Below are 20,572 nucleotides of genomic sequence, written 5' to 3'. Positions count from 1 at the left end.
CCTATTTATTGAGCCGTCTGGATGTTCCAGCGAAATGGATCTGGCAGCTGTGACCAATCGCCTGCAAGCTCTGATTCTGTCAGCAGGCAGCTGTCCAATTCCTCTGTTATTGCTTGCTGATCCAAGTCTGTTCCGATGAACACAAGCTGTGTTTTTCTGTCGCCATAGTCGGGATGCCAATCTTGATTGATGGACGGATTTTCCCGTCTAATGAACTGCTGTCGTTCCTCATCCAAGGAAGCAACCCAATAAGATACCGGCTCGATATTCGCTGCCGGACCAGCTTGCGATAGAAGCAAAGCATACTGATTACGCGTCGCACACCAGGTTATTCCTTTGGAGCGGATAATATTTTCCGGCATTGTTTCTACGAACTGCATAAAGCGTTCTGAATGAAAAGGATGCTGCCGGACATACGTGAACGAGCCGATGCCATATTCTTCTGTTTCAGGTGTATGCTGCTCTGGTCCATTCTCCAATTCCTTCAGCCAGCCAGCAGAAGAGCTGACTTTCTCAAAGTCAAACGATTGAGTGGACAGAATTTCCTTTGGATTCACTTTTCCGTGTGTTGCTTCAATGATTTTTGCCTCCGGCTGTAATAGCCGCAGTACATGTTTCAATTCATGCAAAGCCTTTTCTTCCACAAGATCACACTTATTAAGAATTAGCACATTACAAAATTCAATCTGATCAAGCAACAGGTCGGCAATTTCTCGTTCATCATTCTCAGCAACCTCTTGCTGCCGATCCAGCAAACTCTCGCCAGAACCGAAGTCATGCCAAAACCGGTTCGCATCTACTACCGTCACCATCGTGTCTAGAGTAGTGAAGTCTGACAGATTAATATTCAGCTGCTCATCGATATACGTAAACGTCTGAGCTACTGGTACCGGCTCACTAATACCGCTTGATTCAATGAGGATATAATCAAAGCTGCCGTTCTTCGCCAGCTTCTCCACTTCAACCAGCAGATCATCCCGCAGTGTGCAGCAAATACAGCCATTCGACATTTCAACCAACTGTTCATCTACTCGTGATAAGGTACCTTCGTTTTCTACCAGTCCAGCATCAATGTTGATTTCGCTCATGTCATTGACAATGACCGCAACCTTCAAGCCCTCCCGGTTGTGCAGAATATGATTGAGCAGCGTTGTTTTCCCTGCTCCCAGATACCCACTTAAAACTGTTACAGGTATTTTCTTTTTCATTTCATCTCTCCTAATTGTAATTGTTACGATTTAAAAATGACGAAATTTTTTTAGATTTACGCGCCCATTGTAAGAAAATCGTCAGTATCACCAAGACAATAAGCAAAACCTATCCGCAGTTCTTCTTCATCCAGATCTCTTCCTATAAAAACAAGTTCATTCTGCTTGTCTTCTCCTTGCTTCCACTCTCTGTCAGCAGTACTTGCAAACAACATATGAACACCTTGGAACAGCACTCGCTTGCTCAGCCCTTTCACATGCAGAATTCCTTTATAGCGGAATAAGCTCTCTCCTTTTACTTGAACCAAATAAGAGAACCACATATCTAAGCGCTTCGAGTCGATTTGCCGCTTATCCTTCAGTACGATTGCTTGAATGTCATCATGATGATGGTGATGATGATCCAGCATATCAGGACGAACACTTAATTTCTGATCCAGCGAAAAACTGAATACATCCAGCAGTTTAAATAATGGAACTTGACTGTTTTGAGTGAAGAAAAGTTCCGCTTCCGGATTCATTCCCTGTATGCGTGTAGATAATAGGTTCAGCTCTTCTTCTGATACAAGATCCTGTTTATTTATGATAATTTTATCTGCAAAAGCAATTTGCTCTCTAGCAACTGCATGAGCATCTAATTGTCTGTTGGTATGTAAAGCGTCCACGACTGTACACACACTATCCAGTTCAAACCAATACCGCATAACATCGTCCATCAGGAAAGTCTGAATAACAGGCGCGGGATTTGCCAAACCAGTCGTCTCAATGATCACACGCTGAAGCTCGGTTCCCTCTTTATGCGCACGAACGAGCATGTCTTTGAGTATTCTAATCAAATCACCGCGTACATTGCAGCAGATACAGCCATTATTTATTTCAACTATCTCTTCCTTCGTCTCCTCGATAAACTTTCCATCGATTCCTGTTTCACCAAATTCATTGATGATAACGGCCGTATTACTGCTTCGTACATCACGAAGAATTCGGTTCAATAACGTCGTCTTTCCTGCTCCAAGAAATCCCGTCAAAATCGTGACAGGAATTTTGTTTGTTGTGTTAGACATGATACACCTCTCAAACCCAATTCGTAATTGTTACGATTTAAATCATACATGATGTTCAACAGCTTGTAAAGTCTGTATCCTAAAAATTGTCCGGGAGATAACTTTACAAAGTGTTTGTTAGATTGATGAAGAGTCTGTAAAATTGGTTTCAATATATCCTGCATCGGGTATAATCTGGTTGAAACACCTAAAAGGAGAGATGTAACATGCTTAACAAACTAGACGAAACACCAAAGGTAATTCATTGCAAAGATGATGCTGAGTTCAGAGACTGGCTAACAAGATTGAGTGACCCAGAGAACGAAGAAGAGTTAGACGGCTAATCCCCCTCTCCTCTATCTTCCTTCTTTTTTATTTCTCCATATATAAAAAGCGTGCCTGTGAGGGCACGCTTTTCTTCGTTTTATGGACGAGTTTTGCTTGGCGGAGGAGCTGTCCAGCTACAGAAACCAGAAACGTAAGGATAAGCGCTAAAACCCTGCGTCAGGAAAGAACGCCTTACTCCGGGCTTTCTCGCTTATTCCTTCGTTTCTAAGCGGTCTTTTCCGCTTTTCGGTGTTGTCTAGTTCCAGAAATCAGAAACTACGGCATAAGCGTTGAATCCCTGCGTAAGGGAAAACACCTTACTCCGGGCTCCCACACTTATTCCTCCGTTTCTAAACGATTTCTTCCACTTTTCTTAATACATCTCACTTACAGTCTTCGCCAACATATGCAGCTGCAGATAATCTGGTCCGCCGGCTTTGGAGTCGGTTCCTGACATTTTGAAGCCGCCGAATGGGTGGTAGCCTACGATGGCGCCGGTGCAGTTGCGGTTGAAGTACAGGTTGCCGACGTGGAATCGTTCTTTCGCATATTCGATGTGGGCTCTGTTTTTCGTAATGACTGCGCCTGTGAGACCATACTCTGTGTTGTTGGCGACGTCGATTGCTTCCTCGAAGCTGGATACTTTCGAGAAGCCAAGGACTGGTCCGAAGATTTCTTCCTGCATGATACGGGATGTCGGAGACAGTTCAGAGAAAATGGTCGGCTGAATGAAGAAGCCTTTGCTGTCATCGCTGGAACCGCCGCTTACGAGCTTGCCTTCTGTTTTGCCGACTTCGATATACTCGGTAATCTTATCGAAGGAAGCTTGATCGATGACAGGTCCCATGTACACATCTGCACTTTCTGGTGCTGCTGTGATGCGGGATTCTGTGATTTCAATTACTCGCTGAAGGACTGCGTCATATACCTTCTCATGCACAACAGCACGAGATCCAGCCGAGCACTTTTGTCCGGCAAAGCCGAAAGCGGAAACTGCGATCGCATCTGCTGCAAGCTCGATATCAGCATCTTCATCAACAACGATCGTATCCTTCCCGCCCATCTCTGCAATGACGCGTTTCAGATGTTGCTGTCCTGGCTGTACCTTGGCTGCTTTTTCGAAAATACGTGTACCGACATCGCGTGAGCCAGTGAACGTAATGATGCTTGTTTTGGGGTGCTCTACCAGATAATCACCCACTTCAGCGCCGCTTCCTGGTACAAAGTTGATGACACCTTTTGGTACACCAGCTTCCTCGAGCACTTCAACGAACTGAGCCGCGATGACAGGAGTTGCACTTGCTGGTTTAAGAACTACCGTGTTGCCTGTCACTAATGGAGCAACAGTCGTTCCAGCCATGATGGCGAACAAGAAGTTCCAAGGTGAAATGACTACTGTAACGCCTGTCGCTGTGTAAATGTAGTGGTTCGCTTCACCTTCACGAGACATGACGGCTTTACCAGGAGCAAGCTCCATCATTTGCCGTGCATAATATTCCATGAAATCAATTGCTTCTGCTGTATCCGCATCCGCTTCCTTCCATGGTTTTCCTGCTTCCTTCACGAGTAGCGCAGAGAAATAATGCTTTTTGCGGCGGACAATTGCTGCTGCACGCATCAAAATATGGGCGCGTTCCTCCGGCTTCGTGTAACGCCATGTTTCAAAAGCTGTCGCTGCTGCCTCGATAGCACGCTCCGCATGCTCCTGTGATGCTTTGGAAACCTCACCGACTACTTCTTCTTTATTCGCCGGATTGATAGAGACGATTTTCTCATCGGTCGTCACTTTTTCACCGTCAATCACAAGCGGGTACGATTCTCCCATCACCTTCTGTACCTGCTCCAGCGCTTTATGGAAAGCCTGCTGTTCTTTTTCCTCTGTAAAATCGGTGAACGGTTCATGTTTATAAGGTGTCGTCATGATCAATCGCTCCTTTTCTTTTATTTTTGTGTCATACCTTTGAATGCGAATGCAATATTCGCCGGCCGCTCAGCCAGTCTGCGCATGAAGTAGCCATACCAATCATCCCCATAAGGCAAGTAGATCCTGACTTTATATCCTTGCTTGACCAGCTCCTGCTGCAGCTGCTGCCGCATGCCATACAGCATTTGAAACTCAAATTTGTCTTTCCCTATCCCTTTTTCCAAGGCATAATGTTTAGCAAAGGAAACCATCCGATCATCATGTGTTGCAATCGCAGTATAACTGCCGCTGTCCAGCTGTTTAGCAATTAGCTTGCGATAGTTGGCATCTACATCCCTTTTTTCAGGGAAAGCAACGGATTTCGGTTCTTTATACGCTCCCTTGACTAAACGAATGAACGGCTGCAGATGCTGCATCCTGTCCAGATCATCACTGCTGCGATAAAGATACGCCTGGATGACGGTACTCACATTTTGAAACTCAGCTTTCAGTTCTTGGAACAACTCCAGAGTCTTTTGACAGCGTTCCGAATCCTCCATATCAATCGTCACCATCACATCCAGACGATCGGCAGCCGTCAGGATTCGGCGTAGATTCAAACGGACAAGCTCTTCACTGATATCAAGTCCCAGTGACGTCAATTTCAAGGAAACTTGCGCATCCAGATTCGCCGCTTTAATCATCTCCAGAGCTGCGACTGCCTCGCCTGCTCGTTCTACAGCTGTTTGCGGGTCAGCCACGTATTCACCAAGATGATCTACTGTCACACTCATCCCCGTTTGATTCAACTTCTGGATGAATGGTACTGCTTGATCGAAGGACACACCTCCGACGATTTTTCCTTTGACCATTCGAATGCCATATAAATTAGCCAATTTGTTCAACGGCTGATTTTTTGATAAATACAAGAAAAAATTGCGAGATAAAGCTTCCAACTGTGACACCTCCCAATCCACTTGCACATGTGCTATACCTTTATTGTAGAAATCTATTGAAGGGCTTTCAATATGCAGAAAAGACAAACAATTTTAGCGTTTTTGTGTAAAATACACAAAAATATCTTATGAGGAAAGTTACATTTTAGGTTTGGCTGGTTTACTGCAGGATACTTTTGGAAAAAGGTACATAACTGCCGACCCCATCCGATAACTACTATATTAATAATGGAGGACTTCTTGTGAAAAAGCGTAAATGGATTTGGATCGGGGGAGCAATCCTCATTATTGGAATTGCCATTGGAGGGTATTTGATGGAGAGACAACCACTGCGTAAGCTTGCTCAAGACGATGGTCTGCTTATAGGCTCTTCGATTCGCTATGATGCCCTGCTGGAGGATGATACATATCAGAAACTGGCTACCACAGAATTCTCCAGCTGGACAATCGAGAACGAAATGAAAATGGATGCCATGCAGCCAGAGCAAGGAGCCTTCAATTTTGTTAAAGTAGATGAGATGGTGCTTATGGCAGAAGAGCACGATATCAAACTCCGGGGACATGTACTTGTTTGGGGTGAAGCGCTGCCCGCATGGGTATCTCAACAGGCTGTAGATCGCGCTTCCGCAGAGCAAGTGCTCAAAACCCATATCCAAGAAATTGTCACTCATTATCAAGGCCGCATCGACACGTTTGATGTTGTCAACGAAGCGTGGAATGATGATGGTACCTTACGGGATACGATTTGGCTCCGCACGATTGGACCTGATTATATTCCCCTCGCCTTCCAGTGGGCTCGTGAGGCCAATCCAGATGCTAAGCTGTATTACAATGACTATGGTAATGAAATGTCCAACGCTAAATCAGAAGCGATGCTGGAAGCTTTGAGCAATTGGAAACAAGAAGGTATCCCAATTGACGGTATCGGTATGCAAACGCATGTAGATGCCGCTGACCCCCGCTTTTCCAAGGATCGCATCCAGGAATGGTTCACCCGTATAGAAGATGCAGGCTTTGAAATTGCTGTGACAGAAATGGACGTAAAGCTGCAAAATCTCAACAATGGGGATGCAAAGAATGTCCAAGCTGAGCGGTACGGAGATGTGATGGAAGTGTGTCTGGATACACCAGCCTGCGGGGAATTCACTGTCTGGGGCATATCCGATAATCATAGCTGGGTTACCGAGCAGGAAGCTCCACATGGCAAACCGCTCCTCTTCGATGAAAACGGGCAGCCGAAGAAGGCTTATAACACATTGAAACGAAAACTATTATTCTAAGCAAGGAAGTGATACATCATGCAAACTTCAGAAATTATTTGGCTAATCGCTTCCACAGTCATTCTGCTCGTTCTTTATGGGTTGGCCCGGAAACATCTAGCTGCTAAGTATTTGCTGCTGGCTGCCTTTCTTGGTATCAACCTTGTCTACTTGATTTGGCGGACTGCATTCACATTGCCGACAGTAGGAATACTCAGTCTGATAGTCGGAATCCTGCTGCTGGTGACGGAATGGGCTGGATTTTTACAATCCGTCGTTTTCACCATCCTCTCCTGGAAGCCGTTCAGGCGGAAAACCATTCCGCTTTCGGAATTCAAGGAACTGCCGACAGTCGATGTATATATTGCCACTTACAATGAACCAGCAGATCTTCTAAAGCGGACGATTGCAGCGTGCCAAATGATGACTTATCCGCAGGACAAGCTCAAGGTCTATGTCTGTGATGATGGAAGACGTGCAGACATCCGGCAATTGACTGAATCCATGGGTGCTTACTATTTAGATCGACCGGATAATAAGCATCAAAAAGCCGGGAATCTGAACCATGCAATGACAAAAACAGACGGCGAGATCATCGTCACGATGGATGCTGATATGGTACCGCGCGCCAATTTCCTTGAACGCACGCTTGGCTACTTTACCGATAACAAAGTCTCATTCGTCCAGGCACCGCAAGTATTCTATAATGCAGACGCATTCCAGTACAATCTGTTCTTCGAGGATAATATTACGAATGAACAAGACTTCTTCATGCGCCGTTTGGAGGAAGGAAAGGATCGCTTCAATGCGACGATGTATGTCGGAAGCAATGCTTTGTTCCGCCGAAGTGCATTAGAGGAAATCGGGGGTTTCGCAACGGGCGTCATAACCGAGGATATGGCAACAGGTATGCTTCTCCAGACAAATGGGCAAAAAACGGTCTTTGTGAATGAAGCATTAGCTGTTGGCTTATCCCCTGAAACGTACGCTGACCTTCTAAAGCAGCGCGACCGCTGGTGCCGAGGCAATATCCAAGTCATCCGAAAATGGAATCCGCTCACAATCAAAGGTTTGAGCTTCATGCAGCGCTTGCTGTACATGGATGGAATTCATTATTGGTTCTTCGGAATCTATAAGATGGTGTATTTACTGGCACCATTGCTGTTCCTGCTGTTCTCCATCTATAGTCTGCAAACCGATTTCTCGACTCTATTGCTGTTCTGGCTGCCGGCGTTCCTATCGTCACAGCTCGCGTTCCGCCGCATGGCAGATAACAAACGGACGACGATTTGGAGTCACATTTATGAGGTGGCACTCGCCCCTTACATGGCTGTATCTGTTCTAACGGAACTATTCTTCCGAAAATCGATCAAATTCAATGTTACCCGCAAAGGAATAGTGAATAATCGCCGGCATTTTCTCTGGCGGACAAGCACACCATATGTAGTTCTGCTTGCGATGAGCATTGCTAGTATGATTATGATCGGAATAGATTTGTTTACCCCTATACAGATTTACGATAATGTCGAAATGCTCTATATCAATATTTTCTGGGTGCTATACAATGCTGTCGCACTTGTCATGGCTTTGATCATTTCGGTGGAACGGCCGCGCTTCCGAGAAGCAGAGCGCTTTGATGTGACGCTGGAAGCAGAGCTTGTGAATAGTCTTGATGAGAAGAAGCATTCCATACGAATCATTGACTTAAGCGAATATGGCGCAAGGCTGGAACTGCCTGATGCAAAAGCAGCCCATCTGCTGTCAGCCGGAAGTCCGCTGACGCTTTCCTCAGGTCCGCTACAAGGCTTGAAGCTTCACAAGCATTGGGTTTCCCAGCAAGGAAAAAGCTATTATGCAGGCGTATCCTTCCAGGATGTCACGCAGGAACAGTACCGTGCCCTTATCAAACTCCTGTTCGTCGATGCACCAGACATATATACTAGCAGGGAATATGTAAATTCAACACTATTGCATGCAGTTTCCCGCTTCTTCCGTCAAACACAAGCCGAACCAAAACAATCCGAGCGGCAAAGCATCAGGGAAACAATCTCGGTTCCTGGCGTCCTCTATTTTGCAGATACTGGTAAAATAGAAACCACGCTTATTGATTACAGTCTGAGCGGATGCCAAATCGAACTGAAGAAGCCGATTAAACCAGGTCAAGTACTGCGTCTGCACGCCAATCACAACAGCTTCCGCGAAAGTGATGTACGTGTCCAATGGGTGCAAAAACGCGGACGAAAATATTTAGCAGGTTTGCGATTCCTGACAGAGACAGCTGAATCGAATACTGGGTAAATAAATATGGACATCTATACAATAAATGATATATTATGACAATAGAAAATGAAGCTTCGACTCTTTATCTGTATGTGGGCACTTGGGTAAAGAAGAGCTACTAGTGCAACCGCCATTTTATTGGCGGTTGTTTTTTATTTTGAATAAGAAAGTAGGTTTTACATGCAACTCCGGATCTTGTTGACATTTCTTTTATGTAGTTTTATGGCATTATCCTTTACAGCATCGTCCTCTATTCCTTTGACCGATGGTTTAATTCTGCTTTTAGCCATTTTTTCCATCCACGCCGGAAGCTTTGCCAAACAATTTATCACGTTGCTTTTGCTTAGTCTTTCTTTTGGTTTCTTTCTACTTTTCTATGCATTATTCACGCATGCATCTTTGACAGAACAGGTTTATTATTTGCTTCGCCATATTCTCGTAACTGTTAGCATGGTTTTAATTTGGCTTACCTATGGGATAACATCACGCTATCGTAACGAAAATATAGCATTAAAAGAGAAGATTCAAGCACTTGAAAAATATGCTGGTTCTTCCCAATTACTAACTTTGACTGAATTTAAGAGTCGTGTGAAGTTGATTTCGACCGGGACGAGACGACGTAATGAACAAAATTATTATGTTTTTGCTTCCATCGTTACTCCTGATAAAGTCCTGGAAACAACAAGCTCTATTTCCCACATTGTAAGTGAGGGAATTTTAAGCTCGATACGCGCTGAATTCGACTTAGTCACACAAGTAAAAGAAGAGCAATTCCTTATCTTCCTTCAGAACACCAATGAAGCAGGATGTCAAATCGTAATTGACAGATTGATGGGTAAACTTCGGAATCAATTTAATCTAATTGATCCTCCTCTCATATGTGAAACTGTACTGGAGGAAGAGATAGAGTCTATCTTAGAGATAACCCAGCCATTCAAAGGAGCAGCAGGATGAAGATTATTCTAGTAGCAGTTATGGCCTTTTTCTGGATTCTGCTCATCTATTATTCCATTCTTACAATCGCTGGCGTTTTACAGCGATTGAAAAGGAAAGAAGAAATTACATTACCTTCCTATCCCTCTATCGCTGTTTTAATTCCTGCACATAATGAAGGAGTCGTGATAAAGCAGACTTTAGAAGCCATGATCCGACTAAAATACCCAGGAGCATTGGATGTCTATGTTTTGGATGATTCCTCTACAGATGACACAGCGGAGATCATTCTAAAATTCAGCAGCACTTTCTCCCGTATACATTATTTAAAAGTCCCTCCTGGGTCTCCGAAAGGAAAATCAAGGGTACTTAATTATGGGTTATCTGTAACGACATCTGATTATTTCATTGTCTTTGATGCAGATAATCAGCCCGCTGAAGACAGTGTGATGGAATTGATTCACACTGCAGAACGTACTCCTGACGCTGGAGGAGCAGTGGGTTATGTTAAGACTATCAATGCAGACCGAAACGTATTGACTAGAATGATCTCGATCGAATTTCAGGTCTTTCAGCTATTAATGCAAAGTGGTCGATGGAAGATGTTTAAAACAGGTTCCCTGGCAGGAACGAACATGCTGCTTCGAAGAAGTGTTCTGCAGGAAGCTGGGGGGTATGACCTGTATGCTCTTGCCGAGGATGCAGAACTTACTGTCAGGCTGACGGCTTTAGGGTGGAAATTACCTGTTGTTCACCACTCTAGAACATGGGAACAGGAACCAGAGAAAATCAGTATCTTTGTCAGACAGCGTACAAGATGGCTGACAGGTAATATCTATCTATTGGAGAAATCGTTTCATGAATGGAGTTATTGGAAAGGAAAGACGTTTGTCCATAGCTTCCAGCATGTTTTGACTTATTTATTATTTGTATTAATGCTGCTATTTTCAAATACATGGTTCATTCTAAGCTTACTAGGTGTCAACCTGCCCGATTTTGAATCTCCTTTGCTGTTGTTCTGGTTTATGAGCTATGTAGTTTATACTGCTCAGGTCGTCAGTGCAATGGTGCTTGAAAGGACTATTACCCCCTTTAATGTACTTATCGGCTTAATCATGTATTTCACTTATGCTCAGATCTTCCTGTTACTGCTTTTACGGAGTGGACTTTCTTATATATGGAGCCGGCTGACTAAGCAAACAATTAAGTGGGATAAAACAGAAAGGTTTAAGGATGATGCAGCATAAAAGTTATGTTGCTAAAATACTTTTGCTGCTGATTTGTAGCCTTCTTTTGTTTTTAAATTTCTCTTCTTCTGTTGACCAGGAAACAGTTACTAGTACCGTCAAACAACAATACAAGAACAAAGAAGGTTTCATTGCTAGCTATGGAGATGGAGAACGCGACACTAGTCCTATCCTTCTTGAAAGCCTCGGGCAATACATGGAATATTTACTCATAGTCGGAGATAGCCAAGAATTTGAGGAGCAGTTTCTCCTGCTTCAATCTAACTTCACAGTCAATACCGATGAGGGCATTTTTCTAAAGTGGCAGCTTGAAGAAGATGTAACTGCAAATGCTTCAGTAGACGATTACCGGATAATAAGAACACTGCTAAGAGGGGGAGAACAGTTTCATAATTCCTCTTACACTAATTTTGCAGGACAGATATGGGATACAATGAATAAAACACAAACTGTTAATGGTTTAATCGTTGATTTCTATGATTGGTCATCACAACAAAGAACATCCGAGATTCATCTCAGTTATATAGATTATGATGTGCTGGAGAAGCTGCAAGCTTCCAAATTACCTAGATACAAGCAAATCTTGTCAGATGGCCTGACAGACAAGATTTTTTTCAATGAAATCTACAACCCGGAAAACAATAGCTACCACACAGCAAATGCAGAAACGGTAAATATGATTGATCAATTCTTGATTGCTATTCAGTATGCAGAAAGTACACATGAAAAACCGAAAAGTTTTCATGATTGGGTTCAAACTCAAATGCAAAATAATGGTATATTATATGGTGGTTATGACCGTAACACCGGCAAGCCCGTAGTTAATTATGAATCTAGTGCTGTATATGCGCTTGCTTTGATTTATAGTTTAACAGTAGATGATCAGCAAATGTCCGAAACTCTATATAGCCAGCTGCAGAAACAATCACCCTTGCAGGCTGACCCAAACTACAATGATATCCATTTCTTTGATTATATGTATGCTTCTTATGCAGCAACACTATATAAAGAACAAAAAGCAGTCGTTGACTGCTTTTTTTATCCCTTAATATATGCATACAGCTCCTGCGTCTCCGTTTCAGCACCAAACGCACGCGTTGCCCCCCATACCTTATCCACTTCTGCTCCATTGATTTCTGCGTCCATATCATGAAAAATCCGATGCACATAACGCAGACTGTTCAGGTCCGCGCTGTCTGTTGCGATTCGCATGAACGCCTCGGCGTTCCACATATCGTTTACAGCTTCTGATGGAGCAAAGCCTTCCGTTCGCAGCCTTTCTACATCCTTCTGCAGCTGCTGCCATTCCTCTGATTGAGCCAGATAGTCGATATCTACATTATCGATGTGTCCCCAGCCAGTGAGATCATTCAAATAGGCATGCTGGTCACTGATGATTTGTTTGATCAGCTCTTCATTCTTATAGGCAACTTGTTCATCATAGACCTCGTATGTGAACGTAGAAAGGAAATCCTTTGTATCGCCAGAAAGTTCCTCCAGCTTGGACGCCCCTTCTCCTTTCTCTACTGGCTTCAATTGTTTATCTTCCGGCATTTCAGCTGGCAATTGTTCTTGCTGCGTTGCCTCATTTTCTTTCCCGCTGGCTGTATCGTTTTCTTCCTGAGATAGGAAGAAGTAGATGCCAGTACCTGTTATTGCAAGTACACAAATACATATTAATGTTATAAAAAATGCCTTCACTGCTTCCACTCCTCTGCTAGACTGCTAGAATGAATTTCCAGTTTAAGATTGCTAGAGTCCATTATAGCAATAATTCCCAGCAGATTCTGTCGAAAAGCAAAAAAATAGGACGCTGATTGCGTCCTATCCTCACTCCTCATCTTCCATCACACGATAAGCTTCATTAAACAATATCAGCTGGCTATCTATCAGCTCTTCCTGATCGCCTCTTGTTACATAATGATAGACTCCGTTTTCATCCTGCTCTCTTGCCTTGCTATTATCCTTTAGCATGACATCGAGGATGTCTCGGATTCGACGCTTGATAGGTCCGTCGAATATCGGGAAAAGGATTTCCACCCGCTTCTCCATATTCCTTGTCATCATATCAGCTGAGGAAAGCTGTATCTTTTCCTCCCCATTATGATGGAAATAATAGATTCGTGTATGCTCCAGATATCTGCCGACAATACTCCGTACACGTATATTATCGCTCACACCCTTGATTCCAGGACGCAGGCAGCAAATGCCCCGGATGATTAAATCGATCTTGACACCGGCGATGGAAGCTTCATATAGCTTCTGAATGATTGGCTTATCGGTAATCGAGTTCATTTTCATGATAATTCGCCCATTCCCATACCGTTTATGTAAGCGAATCTCTTCATCAATCATACTGATCATATCCGACCGGATATCAAATGGAGCTACCGACAGATGATGGAAGGTCGGTTTCTCTGTATAGCCGCTTAGGTAATTGAAAAAGTTAGTCGCATCAATCCCGAATTTCCGCTTGGAGGTAAACAGCCCCATGTCTGTATACAGCTTGGCCGTCTGATCATTATAGTTCCCTGTGCCAAGATGAACAAAGCGCTCGATTCGGTTATGCTTCTTCCGCACGACAAGTGTTATCTTGCTGTGCGTCTTCAAATGGGTCATCCCATAGATAACGTGACAGCCGGACTTTTCCAGTTCCTTGGCCCATTGCACATTATTCTCCTCATCAAAGCGTGCTTTCAGCTCGAACAGCACGGTAACCTGTTTCCCTTTTTCTGCTGCACGCTTTAACGCATCAATAATAGGCGAATCCCCGCTCACTCGGTAAAGCGTTTGCTTAATCGCCAGCACATCGGGATCATCTGCTGCTTTTGAAACGAAATCAACAATAGGCTCGAACGATTCATACGGATGATGCAGGAATATATCCCGATCATTGATAGCATCGAATAAATTCTCATCTGTTCCGATTTCAGCAGGCGGCTGCGGGATGAGCGTCTCATAAACTAGATGCTCCCGTTTTGCTGCAACGAGCTTGTAGAACTGCATCATTCGCGTCATGTCGATCGGTCCATCAATTTCATAGACATCCTTCCGATGGATATCCAGTGTCTCTGTCAGGAAGGTGATCATTTTGTAGTCATACTCTTGTTTTGGGATTTCCAGCCGGATAGCTGCTCCCCATTTACGTTTTTTGAGCTCTTTTTCTATTTCCTTCAATAAATCCCGGGCGCCTTCTTCATGAATCGTCATGTCAGCATTCCGAGTTATCCGGAAAACTGTCACAGATTTTATTTGATATCCGCGGAATAGCTTATAAATATAGTGACTGATGATATCTTCCAGCAGAACAAAATGGAGTTCATCTTCCCTTGTATCCTCCAGCTGAATAAAACGGTCCAGAACAGCCGGCACCTGCACGATGGCTGTCTTCTGCTGAGCAGCTTCATCCATCTCATGCTCGTCCAATAAGGAGACAGCCAGGTTCAGACTTTTGTTCAGAAGCATTGGAAACGGGCGATAAGCATCGACTGCCATCGGCGTAAGTACAGGGAATATTTCTTCTTCAAAATACGTTTCCAGACGAAGCAGCTGGGCACTGGACAGCTGCTCCATGTTCAATAATTCTACTTTCTCTTCTTTCAACTCCGGGATAATCACATCCTGGAATACACTGTTCTGCGTCTCCACGAGACGGTGCGCCTTTGCTCCAATTTTTTGAAGCTGCTGTTTCGGTGTCATACCGGCTTTATTTTCAGGCCGGTTGAATCCAGCTTTCACCTGATCCTTTAAACCAGCCACGCGCACCATGAAAAACTCATCCAGATTGGAACTGAAAATCGACAGGAACTTTAGCCTTTCCAACAAAGGGTTGCGCTCATCAAGCGCTTCCTCCAGCACTCGTTCATTAAATGCAAGCCAGCTCAACTCTCGGTTATTGTAATTTTTCGGGTTATTCAAATCAACCCGCAGCTGTTCCTCAGTTCTCAATTTCCATGCACCACTTTTCGACAGTATTCTTCACTTCTAGTATATCAGTCAGTAAAAAGAGAGATTATGAAGTTATTGTAAATTTTAACTTATATGGAAATGAGTATCTTCACGGAAAACGAGCCCTATATTTCGTCTAAGCTGTTTTTCCAGATGTTTTTTCTGTTTTTCCACTTGATACCATTCTGCACGCCAGTCTTTGTTACATAATACAGTAAGCAGAAGATCGTCTCCATCCTCCTGCAAGTCGATGTCAGCCACAATATTCCGCTTCGTTGCATGCAAGCTGCTGGCCAGTTTGATAATAGCTCCCAGCAGCCGGTAATGCGCAAGCTCCTCTTCCTTGAACCAGGACTGGAATACTTCTGCGTTACGATTATAGAAGGATTTATTTTTGAAGGAAGCGAGTAATGCCAGTATGATTCGATCTTTATGAAGCAAGCCATCGATTGTCCGATTCGCCAACAAGTAGAACGTGTGCTGATTTCCAGACTCTGTATCAATATACGCTCCGACATTATAAACATAAGCAGCATACTTCACGAGAAACTTATCATGGTCATTCAATTCCACCAGCCCTGTTTTCTCCACTAGCTCCGCCAGCAATACAGCTGTTTTCTGCCGCTGCAGTGCATGGGTCCGATCAATCTCGAAATCCTTCGCCAGCTCCTCGAAGCTTCGTTCCTGTACGTCTGTGAATAAGGTCATTTCATTACGGCGATGCAGCACTTCATACAGCAATCCATCCCGCAATCCTTTTCGGCTGAGAACAAAATCTGTTGTTCCTACAATATCAAGCAAGCAGCGGAACACCTGTATTGCCGGCAAAATGATATCAGCTCTATCCTTTGAGAGACCATCCACCTTCTGCAGCTCGGCAAAGCTGAGCGGAGCAAGCTCTGATTCCATGTCTTCGATATCTTGCTTCTTCATCTTATATTGATGCAATCCAGCCAGTGGATAACCGACTTTTTCCTGGTGCATCTGGACGACATTCCGAGCACTTCCGCCAATTGCGAGGATCGGCAGCTGTTTATCCGGCAGCCATTCCAATGTTTGCAGCTGCTCACATACAAATGTATGGATATGCTCCAGTTCTTCCTCCGTCGGCTTCTCTCCTGCTACAAATTGCCGCTTCAGAGATAAAGCTCCAAATGGAAAACTATGATAGAATAGCAGCTTGCGATTCTCGAAATAAGTCACCTCCGTGCTGCCGCCACCGATATCGATGGTTATACCATCCCGAAACGGTGTACTGTTTGCCACAGCCAAATAACCGAGATACGCTTCTTCATAGTCTGATAGGACCCTGATAGTAAAGTCTGTTTCTTTATCTACCTGTTCTACTATTTCCTGCTGGTTCTTCGCATGTCGAACGGTAGCTGTTGCCACACATGTTGTGGACTCCAGCTCATAAAAGCGTGTCACTTCCTGGAAGCTGTGCAATGTTTTAATCAATGTCTGGATTCCCTTTTCGTCCAGGACTCCATCAGCAGTCAAATAATTTCGCAGACGCGCGACAACCTTCACATTCTCTTTTTCTTTGATTCTGCCGCTCTTGTCACGCAAATACACGACAAGGCGCATCGTATTCGATCCGATATCTATAATGGCATAATACTTTGTCTTCATAACAAGTCCCCTCACGTCGAAATCCTTTCTCTCCATATTACCCAAAATGGACCTGGCATAACATTGTCCCTAAAAGAAAAGCCGCACAATTGTGCGACTGTCCTGATTTATCCTACTGCTTCTATTTCTTCCTTATCATCGGCATCATCTGAAGGGACTTCCGGTTGTTCGGAGTCTTGTTCCGGTGCTGGATCCTCTTCCGGTTCCTCCGCTGCAGGAGGCTTCGGATTTGGTTTCGGTTTATCTGCAGGTTTATCCTCTTCTTTTGACGGTGCAGTATTACTATCATTCTCTTTCTCTGCATCCGTTTCTCCAGAAGAAGCCCCCCCACCTGAGCCACTAGATGATCCTCCACTGGAAGATCCTCCACTATACCTGCTGGAGCTGCTTCCACTGTAACTGGATGAACTGCTGCCAGATGAGCTGCTTGATGGCGCAGTGTAGCTTGATCCAGGTGCTTGATAAGTAGAATCAGAGCTAAAACCGGACTCTGTTTCATCTTCTGTAACCACTGGTTCTTCCGTTGTCTGAACTTCTTCCGTTTCAGGCTCTAATTCAGCAGCTTCTTCTTCCTCCACTGCAATCATTTCTTTCTGGAGGGCAAACTCTCCATCGATATGCTCGATCTTCACTTCTTTCGGTTCTTCTGTCAGCTTTGATTCAGCGGCATAAGACTGCTCTTTTTGCTCATTCGCCTTAAGGGAACTGCTTGTCACAGATTTGTTCTGGACATAGAAGAAGGCCGAGACTGCAATACCAAGGAAAAGGATGAATGTCCCGATCAGCAGCGTCTCCTTTTTCACTTTTCGGCAGCCTCCTCTTCATACAGTTCAATCGGCAATCCGTCTGGATCCTGGAAGAAGGTAAATGCTTTCTCTGTGAAAGGATCAATTCGGACAGGTTCCGTCTTCACACCCATTGCTTGAAGTCGAGTTACTTCCTTTTCGACATCATCTACTGTGAAAGCAAGATGCCGCAGTCCAGCTGCTTCCGGATAACTAGGCCGTGCCGGCGGATTCGGGAAGGAGAACAATTCGATAATATATGTATCTCCCAAAGCAAGATCGAGTTTATAGGAATCTCGTTCTTCCCGATATACTTCCCGAATTACTTGTAAGCCTAATATTTCTGTATAAAATCGCTTGGATTCTGTATAGTCCGAGCAAATGATTGCAATATGATGCAAAGCCTGCAGCACAGTGCCGCCTCCTTCCCGCATTTCCATTTCTTCCATTCTACTACAATTACTTCCACTATTCAGCACCATTCCACAAAATCATTTGCTTCTTTACAAAATGTCGGAAAAATCAAGACCTGCTGCCAATTCCTTTGCCTGCTTGCGATTTTTCACACCAAGCTTTTCATAGATTCGATGGAAATACACTTTTACCGTACCAAGTGATAAGTCCAGCTCCTCCGCTATCTCATTATTCCGTTTGCCAAGCTGAAGATGATAGATCAGCTGCAGCTCTCTGTTTGTCAGCTTGTTTTGCAGCTTCTGCTCTGTTGTCTCTTCCCACCAGTACGCCAAGATCTGTTCAACGTATTTCCGATGCTTCTTCGGTACTTTCTCTGTATCCATCAGTTCGTTCAGCATGTCGCGCACTGTATCGCCGTTTTTCCAATACGTACGCAAATATTTATGATCGGCGCTGAGACGCAGTGCATCACTCATAACTTGCAATGCTTGCTCACGTTCAGTTGGATACAGCAGCACCGCTTGAATAATGTACAATTCGATTTCTGCACTTAGACGATGACCGAATTTGACGAGTGGCAGCAGCTTTTGGATATAGCTCTGCGCCTTTTCTGCTTCACCCAGCGCAGCGTAAGCCCACACAAGTGTGATGTATTCAAATAGACTTTTCTGCTGCATTGGAGGCTCTTGAAGAACGAAAAGAGAAAGCCAATTTTGAATTCGCTTTGTATCACCTTGATGAATTGCGATGCGAATTCTTGCCGCCTCTGCTTTCTTGAACCAATCTGCTGAAGCATTGCTCCGCGTGAGCATATCCTTTAGCGCATGAAGCGTAGCTTTGGCTGATTGAGCATCACCTTGCTGTTCGATTTCATGACGTGCTTTTAGAATATATGTAGGTACGAGCAGACCTGGCAGTCCAAACAAGTCAGCAATAATCGATGCTTGTTCCAGATGGATTTTCACTTTGCTAGCCATACCCCATTCGTAGTAAAGCTCGGCCATGCTCAAGTGATAATAGCCGCTGAACACAGACTCTTTCGAAACTGTATGTCCCAAAGCTTCATATAAGCGCTGAACACCACGTAAATCACCACCTCCACCTAGAGGGGAATGAAGAATAGTGGCATCGTGACGATTATAATCAACCGAATGGGAAAAGTATCTGCTAGAGTTCGCACTGTACACTAATGCCTTGCTAGCATGATCCATTGCCCCCCTGGCATCATCCTCTAGTAAGGAAATAAAACTTTTCAAGGTATACAAATCGGCAAAATGCCTTTTTTCTTCTTCTTCTGAAAGCTGTAGTTCCCGGCGCAGCAGCTGTTCTTCCATCATATATGCATGGCGCTGTGCAAGCTTCGGCTGAAAGCGCAGGCATTGCACCCAGCCATAAATGATCCCTAATTCCAGCTGATAAATAAACTTTCGCGGCAGTTTACCGATCCATTCCTGCAGCTGGTCCACACGTCCTTCCTCCAGCAGCAGCGGAGCTGTTTTGATCAAAAGCTGTTTGACACGCTCCAGGTCTCCTGCTTTCCATGCGTATTGGATAGCCATGAGCAGCATTTCTTCGTTCTCGTACCATTCGCTAGCCCGGATGTACAAGTCATTAACGTCTGTTGTCTGCATATCGAGCATTTCTTTCAGGTATGTGCGGAAGTGCTTATTATAGGAGAACCAGCCTGGCTCCTCCTGACTCTCGATGAGCAATCCTTGTGTCCTTAGCCGACGCATGATTACCCGGCCACGTCTTGTGCCTACAATATAATCACATAACCGGACGTGCATCGTATTCAAAATAGAAGTGCTGAGCAGATAGGTCCGTTCATTCTCAGGAAGGCTATGGACGATTTCCTGAATCAGCTGCCTTGCAACAACAATATTTGAAAACTGGAGCTCGGAGTAATCCTCCTGGATTTGCTCATACATGTGGATAAGCTGAAGTCCGGCAGCCCACCCATTTGTCTGCTGCAGAATATTTTGAACAGCAGCCTCCGTTGGCTCCTTATGCAAATGTTTTCGGATATAAGTCTCAATCTCTTCTTCTGTGAAGATGAGATCCCGCTTCGTAATCTGAAGTACTTGCCTCTGCCGCAGCAGCCGTTTCATTGAAAGACCCGGAAAAGCCTGCCCCGATACTATAATGTGGAAAGTGTCTGGCATTTCTTCTAGTAATGAAGTCAATTCATACAGTTCATTGGAATTTGTCATCAGATGAAAATCATCAATGATCAGTGCACCAGCCACATGATGCTCACGCAAATAAGCACACCATGTCGCAATGAAATGTGTCGGCGAGTAAGAAGCGGATTGGATGATATCCAATAGTTTTTTTCGTTCCTGATCTGGCAGACCAGGCATATGTAAGATTGCCTTCTTCCAGAAGGCGACGCGCTGGATATCTTCTTCCTCTAGATTGATCCAGCCTACTTCCAAATCAGTCCGTGCGGCCCACTCCTGGAGCATTGTCGTCTTGCCGTAGCCAGAGGGAGCTGTCAACGTCGTCAGCTTGCACTTTTCGATCTTTGTCCAGACACTGTCCGGCTTAATCCGTTCTATTCTCATCTGACCGACTTTCAAAGTAGATTCAGCCGTTTCATTCCTGCTAGCTTCATGTTCCCGCATCCCCATCAAC

At 44.4% G+C, this 20,572-nt stretch carries 15 protein-coding genes and 1 riboswitch; of the genes, 5 read left to right on the top strand and 10 right to left on the bottom strand.

Annotation, left to right across the window (positions count from 1 at the left end; all coding sequences use genetic code 11):
* Positions 1-5: 5 nt before the first annotated feature.
* The 4 genes from ACH6C1_RS04135 to ACH6C1_RS04120 all read right to left on the bottom strand — a co-directional run bounded on the left by ACH6C1_RS04135 (position 6) and on the right by ACH6C1_RS04120 (position 5,437).
* Positions 6-1,208 (bottom strand): GTP-binding protein, encoded by a 1,203-nt coding sequence (locus ACH6C1_RS04135; protein ID WP_374074853.1) that lies wholly within the window; start codon positions 1,206-1,208, stop codon positions 6-8.
* Positions 1,209-1,264: 56 nt separating this feature from the next.
* Positions 1,265-2,272 (bottom strand): CobW family GTP-binding protein, encoded by a 1,008-nt coding sequence (locus ACH6C1_RS04130; RefSeq protein WP_374074851.1) that lies wholly within the window; start codon positions 2,270-2,272, stop codon positions 1,265-1,267.
* Positions 2,273-2,951: 679 nt separating this feature from the next.
* Positions 2,952-4,499 carry an L-glutamate gamma-semialdehyde dehydrogenase gene (gene pruA, locus ACH6C1_RS04125; RefSeq protein WP_374074849.1) on the bottom strand — a complete coding sequence of 516 codons (1,548 nt, stop codon included), beginning with the start codon at positions 4,497-4,499 and terminating at the stop codon, positions 2,952-2,954.
* 20 nt (positions 4,500-4,519) lie between these two features.
* A complete protein-coding gene (locus ACH6C1_RS04120) occupies positions 4,520-5,437 on the bottom strand; it encodes a proline dehydrogenase family protein (RefSeq protein ID WP_366247682.1) in 918 nt (305 codons plus the stop codon).
* 242 nt (positions 5,438-5,679) lie between these two features.
* On the opposite strand from ACH6C1_RS04120, the gene ACH6C1_RS04115 reads away from it, so the two are divergent.
* The 5 genes from ACH6C1_RS04115 to ACH6C1_RS04095 all read left to right on the top strand — a co-directional run bounded on the left by ACH6C1_RS04115 (position 5,680) and on the right by ACH6C1_RS04095 (position 12,309).
* Complete coding sequence (locus ACH6C1_RS04115; protein ID WP_374074846.1) at positions 5,680-6,717, top strand: endo-1,4-beta-xylanase; 1,038 nt, start codon at positions 5,680-5,682, stop codon at positions 6,715-6,717.
* An 18-nt stretch (positions 6,718-6,735) separates the two neighbouring features.
* Positions 6,736-8,994, top strand: coding sequence for a glycosyltransferase family 2 protein (locus ACH6C1_RS04110; RefSeq protein WP_374074844.1), 2,259 nt, complete (start codon positions 6,736-6,738; stop codon positions 8,992-8,994).
* Between the two features lie 40 nt (positions 8,995-9,034).
* A riboswitch (cyclic di-GMP riboswitch) is annotated at positions 9,035-9,118 on the top strand.
* A 38-nt stretch (positions 9,119-9,156) separates the two neighbouring features.
* Positions 9,157-9,930: a hypothetical protein gene (locus tag ACH6C1_RS04105; protein WP_374074841.1), complete on the top strand. Its 774-nt coding sequence runs from the start codon at positions 9,157-9,159 to the stop codon at positions 9,928-9,930.
* A complete protein-coding gene (locus tag ACH6C1_RS04100; protein WP_374074839.1) occupies positions 9,927-11,156 on the top strand; it encodes a glycosyltransferase family 2 protein in 1,230 nt (409 codons plus the stop codon). The genes ACH6C1_RS04105 and ACH6C1_RS04100 overlap by 4 nt, the downstream gene beginning before the upstream one ends.
* The gene (locus ACH6C1_RS04095; protein WP_374074837.1) at positions 11,143-12,309 is read left to right on the top strand and encodes a hypothetical protein; all 1,167 of its coding nucleotides are present in this window, start codon (positions 11,143-11,145) and stop codon (positions 12,307-12,309) included. Before ACH6C1_RS04100 ends, ACH6C1_RS04095 begins: the two co-directional genes overlap by 14 nt.
* Here the strand turns inward: ACH6C1_RS04095 and ACH6C1_RS04090 are convergent.
* From ACH6C1_RS04090 to ACH6C1_RS04065, 6 genes are all read right to left on the bottom strand, one after another.
* Positions 12,195-12,857 carry a hypothetical protein gene (locus ACH6C1_RS04090; RefSeq protein ID WP_374074835.1) on the bottom strand — a complete coding sequence of 221 codons (663 nt, stop codon included), beginning with the start codon at positions 12,855-12,857 and terminating at the stop codon, positions 12,195-12,197. The two genes, ACH6C1_RS04095 and ACH6C1_RS04090, sit on opposite strands and share 115 nt — an antisense overlap.
* Positions 12,858-12,986: 129 nt before the next feature.
* On the bottom strand, positions 12,987-15,104 hold the full coding sequence (locus tag ACH6C1_RS04085; protein WP_374074833.1) for an RNA degradosome polyphosphate kinase: 2,118 nt from the start codon (positions 15,102-15,104) through the stop codon (positions 12,987-12,989).
* A gap of 84 nt (positions 15,105-15,188) precedes the next feature.
* Positions 15,189-16,736, bottom strand: coding sequence for an exopolyphosphatase (gene ppx / locus ACH6C1_RS04080; RefSeq protein ID WP_374074831.1), 1,548 nt, complete (start codon positions 16,734-16,736; stop codon positions 15,189-15,191).
* Between the two features lie 107 nt (positions 16,737-16,843).
* Positions 16,844-17,539, bottom strand: a complete 696-nt coding sequence (locus ACH6C1_RS04075; protein WP_374074829.1) for a hypothetical protein — start codon at positions 17,537-17,539, stop codon at positions 16,844-16,846.
* Positions 17,536-17,934: an SMU1112c/YaeR family gloxylase I-like metalloprotein gene (gene gloA2 / locus ACH6C1_RS04070; RefSeq protein ID WP_217973748.1), complete on the bottom strand. Its 399-nt coding sequence runs from the start codon at positions 17,932-17,934 to the stop codon at positions 17,536-17,538. Before gloA2 ends, ACH6C1_RS04075 begins: the two co-directional genes overlap by 4 nt.
* A 90-nt stretch (positions 17,935-18,024) precedes the next feature.
* Positions 18,025-20,562: a winged helix-turn-helix domain-containing protein gene (locus ACH6C1_RS04065; RefSeq protein ID WP_374074827.1), complete on the bottom strand. Its 2,538-nt coding sequence runs from the start codon at positions 20,560-20,562 to the stop codon at positions 18,025-18,027.
* Between the last annotated feature and the right edge of the window lie 10 nt (positions 20,563-20,572).

Source organism: Terribacillus sp. JSM ZJ617, assembly GCF_044383785.1.
Lineage (GTDB): Bacteria > Bacillota > Bacilli > Bacillales > Amphibacillaceae > Terribacillus.
The sequence above is the reverse complement of the archived record's forward strand: the minus strand, read 5'-3'. Positions and strand labels throughout refer to the sequence as shown.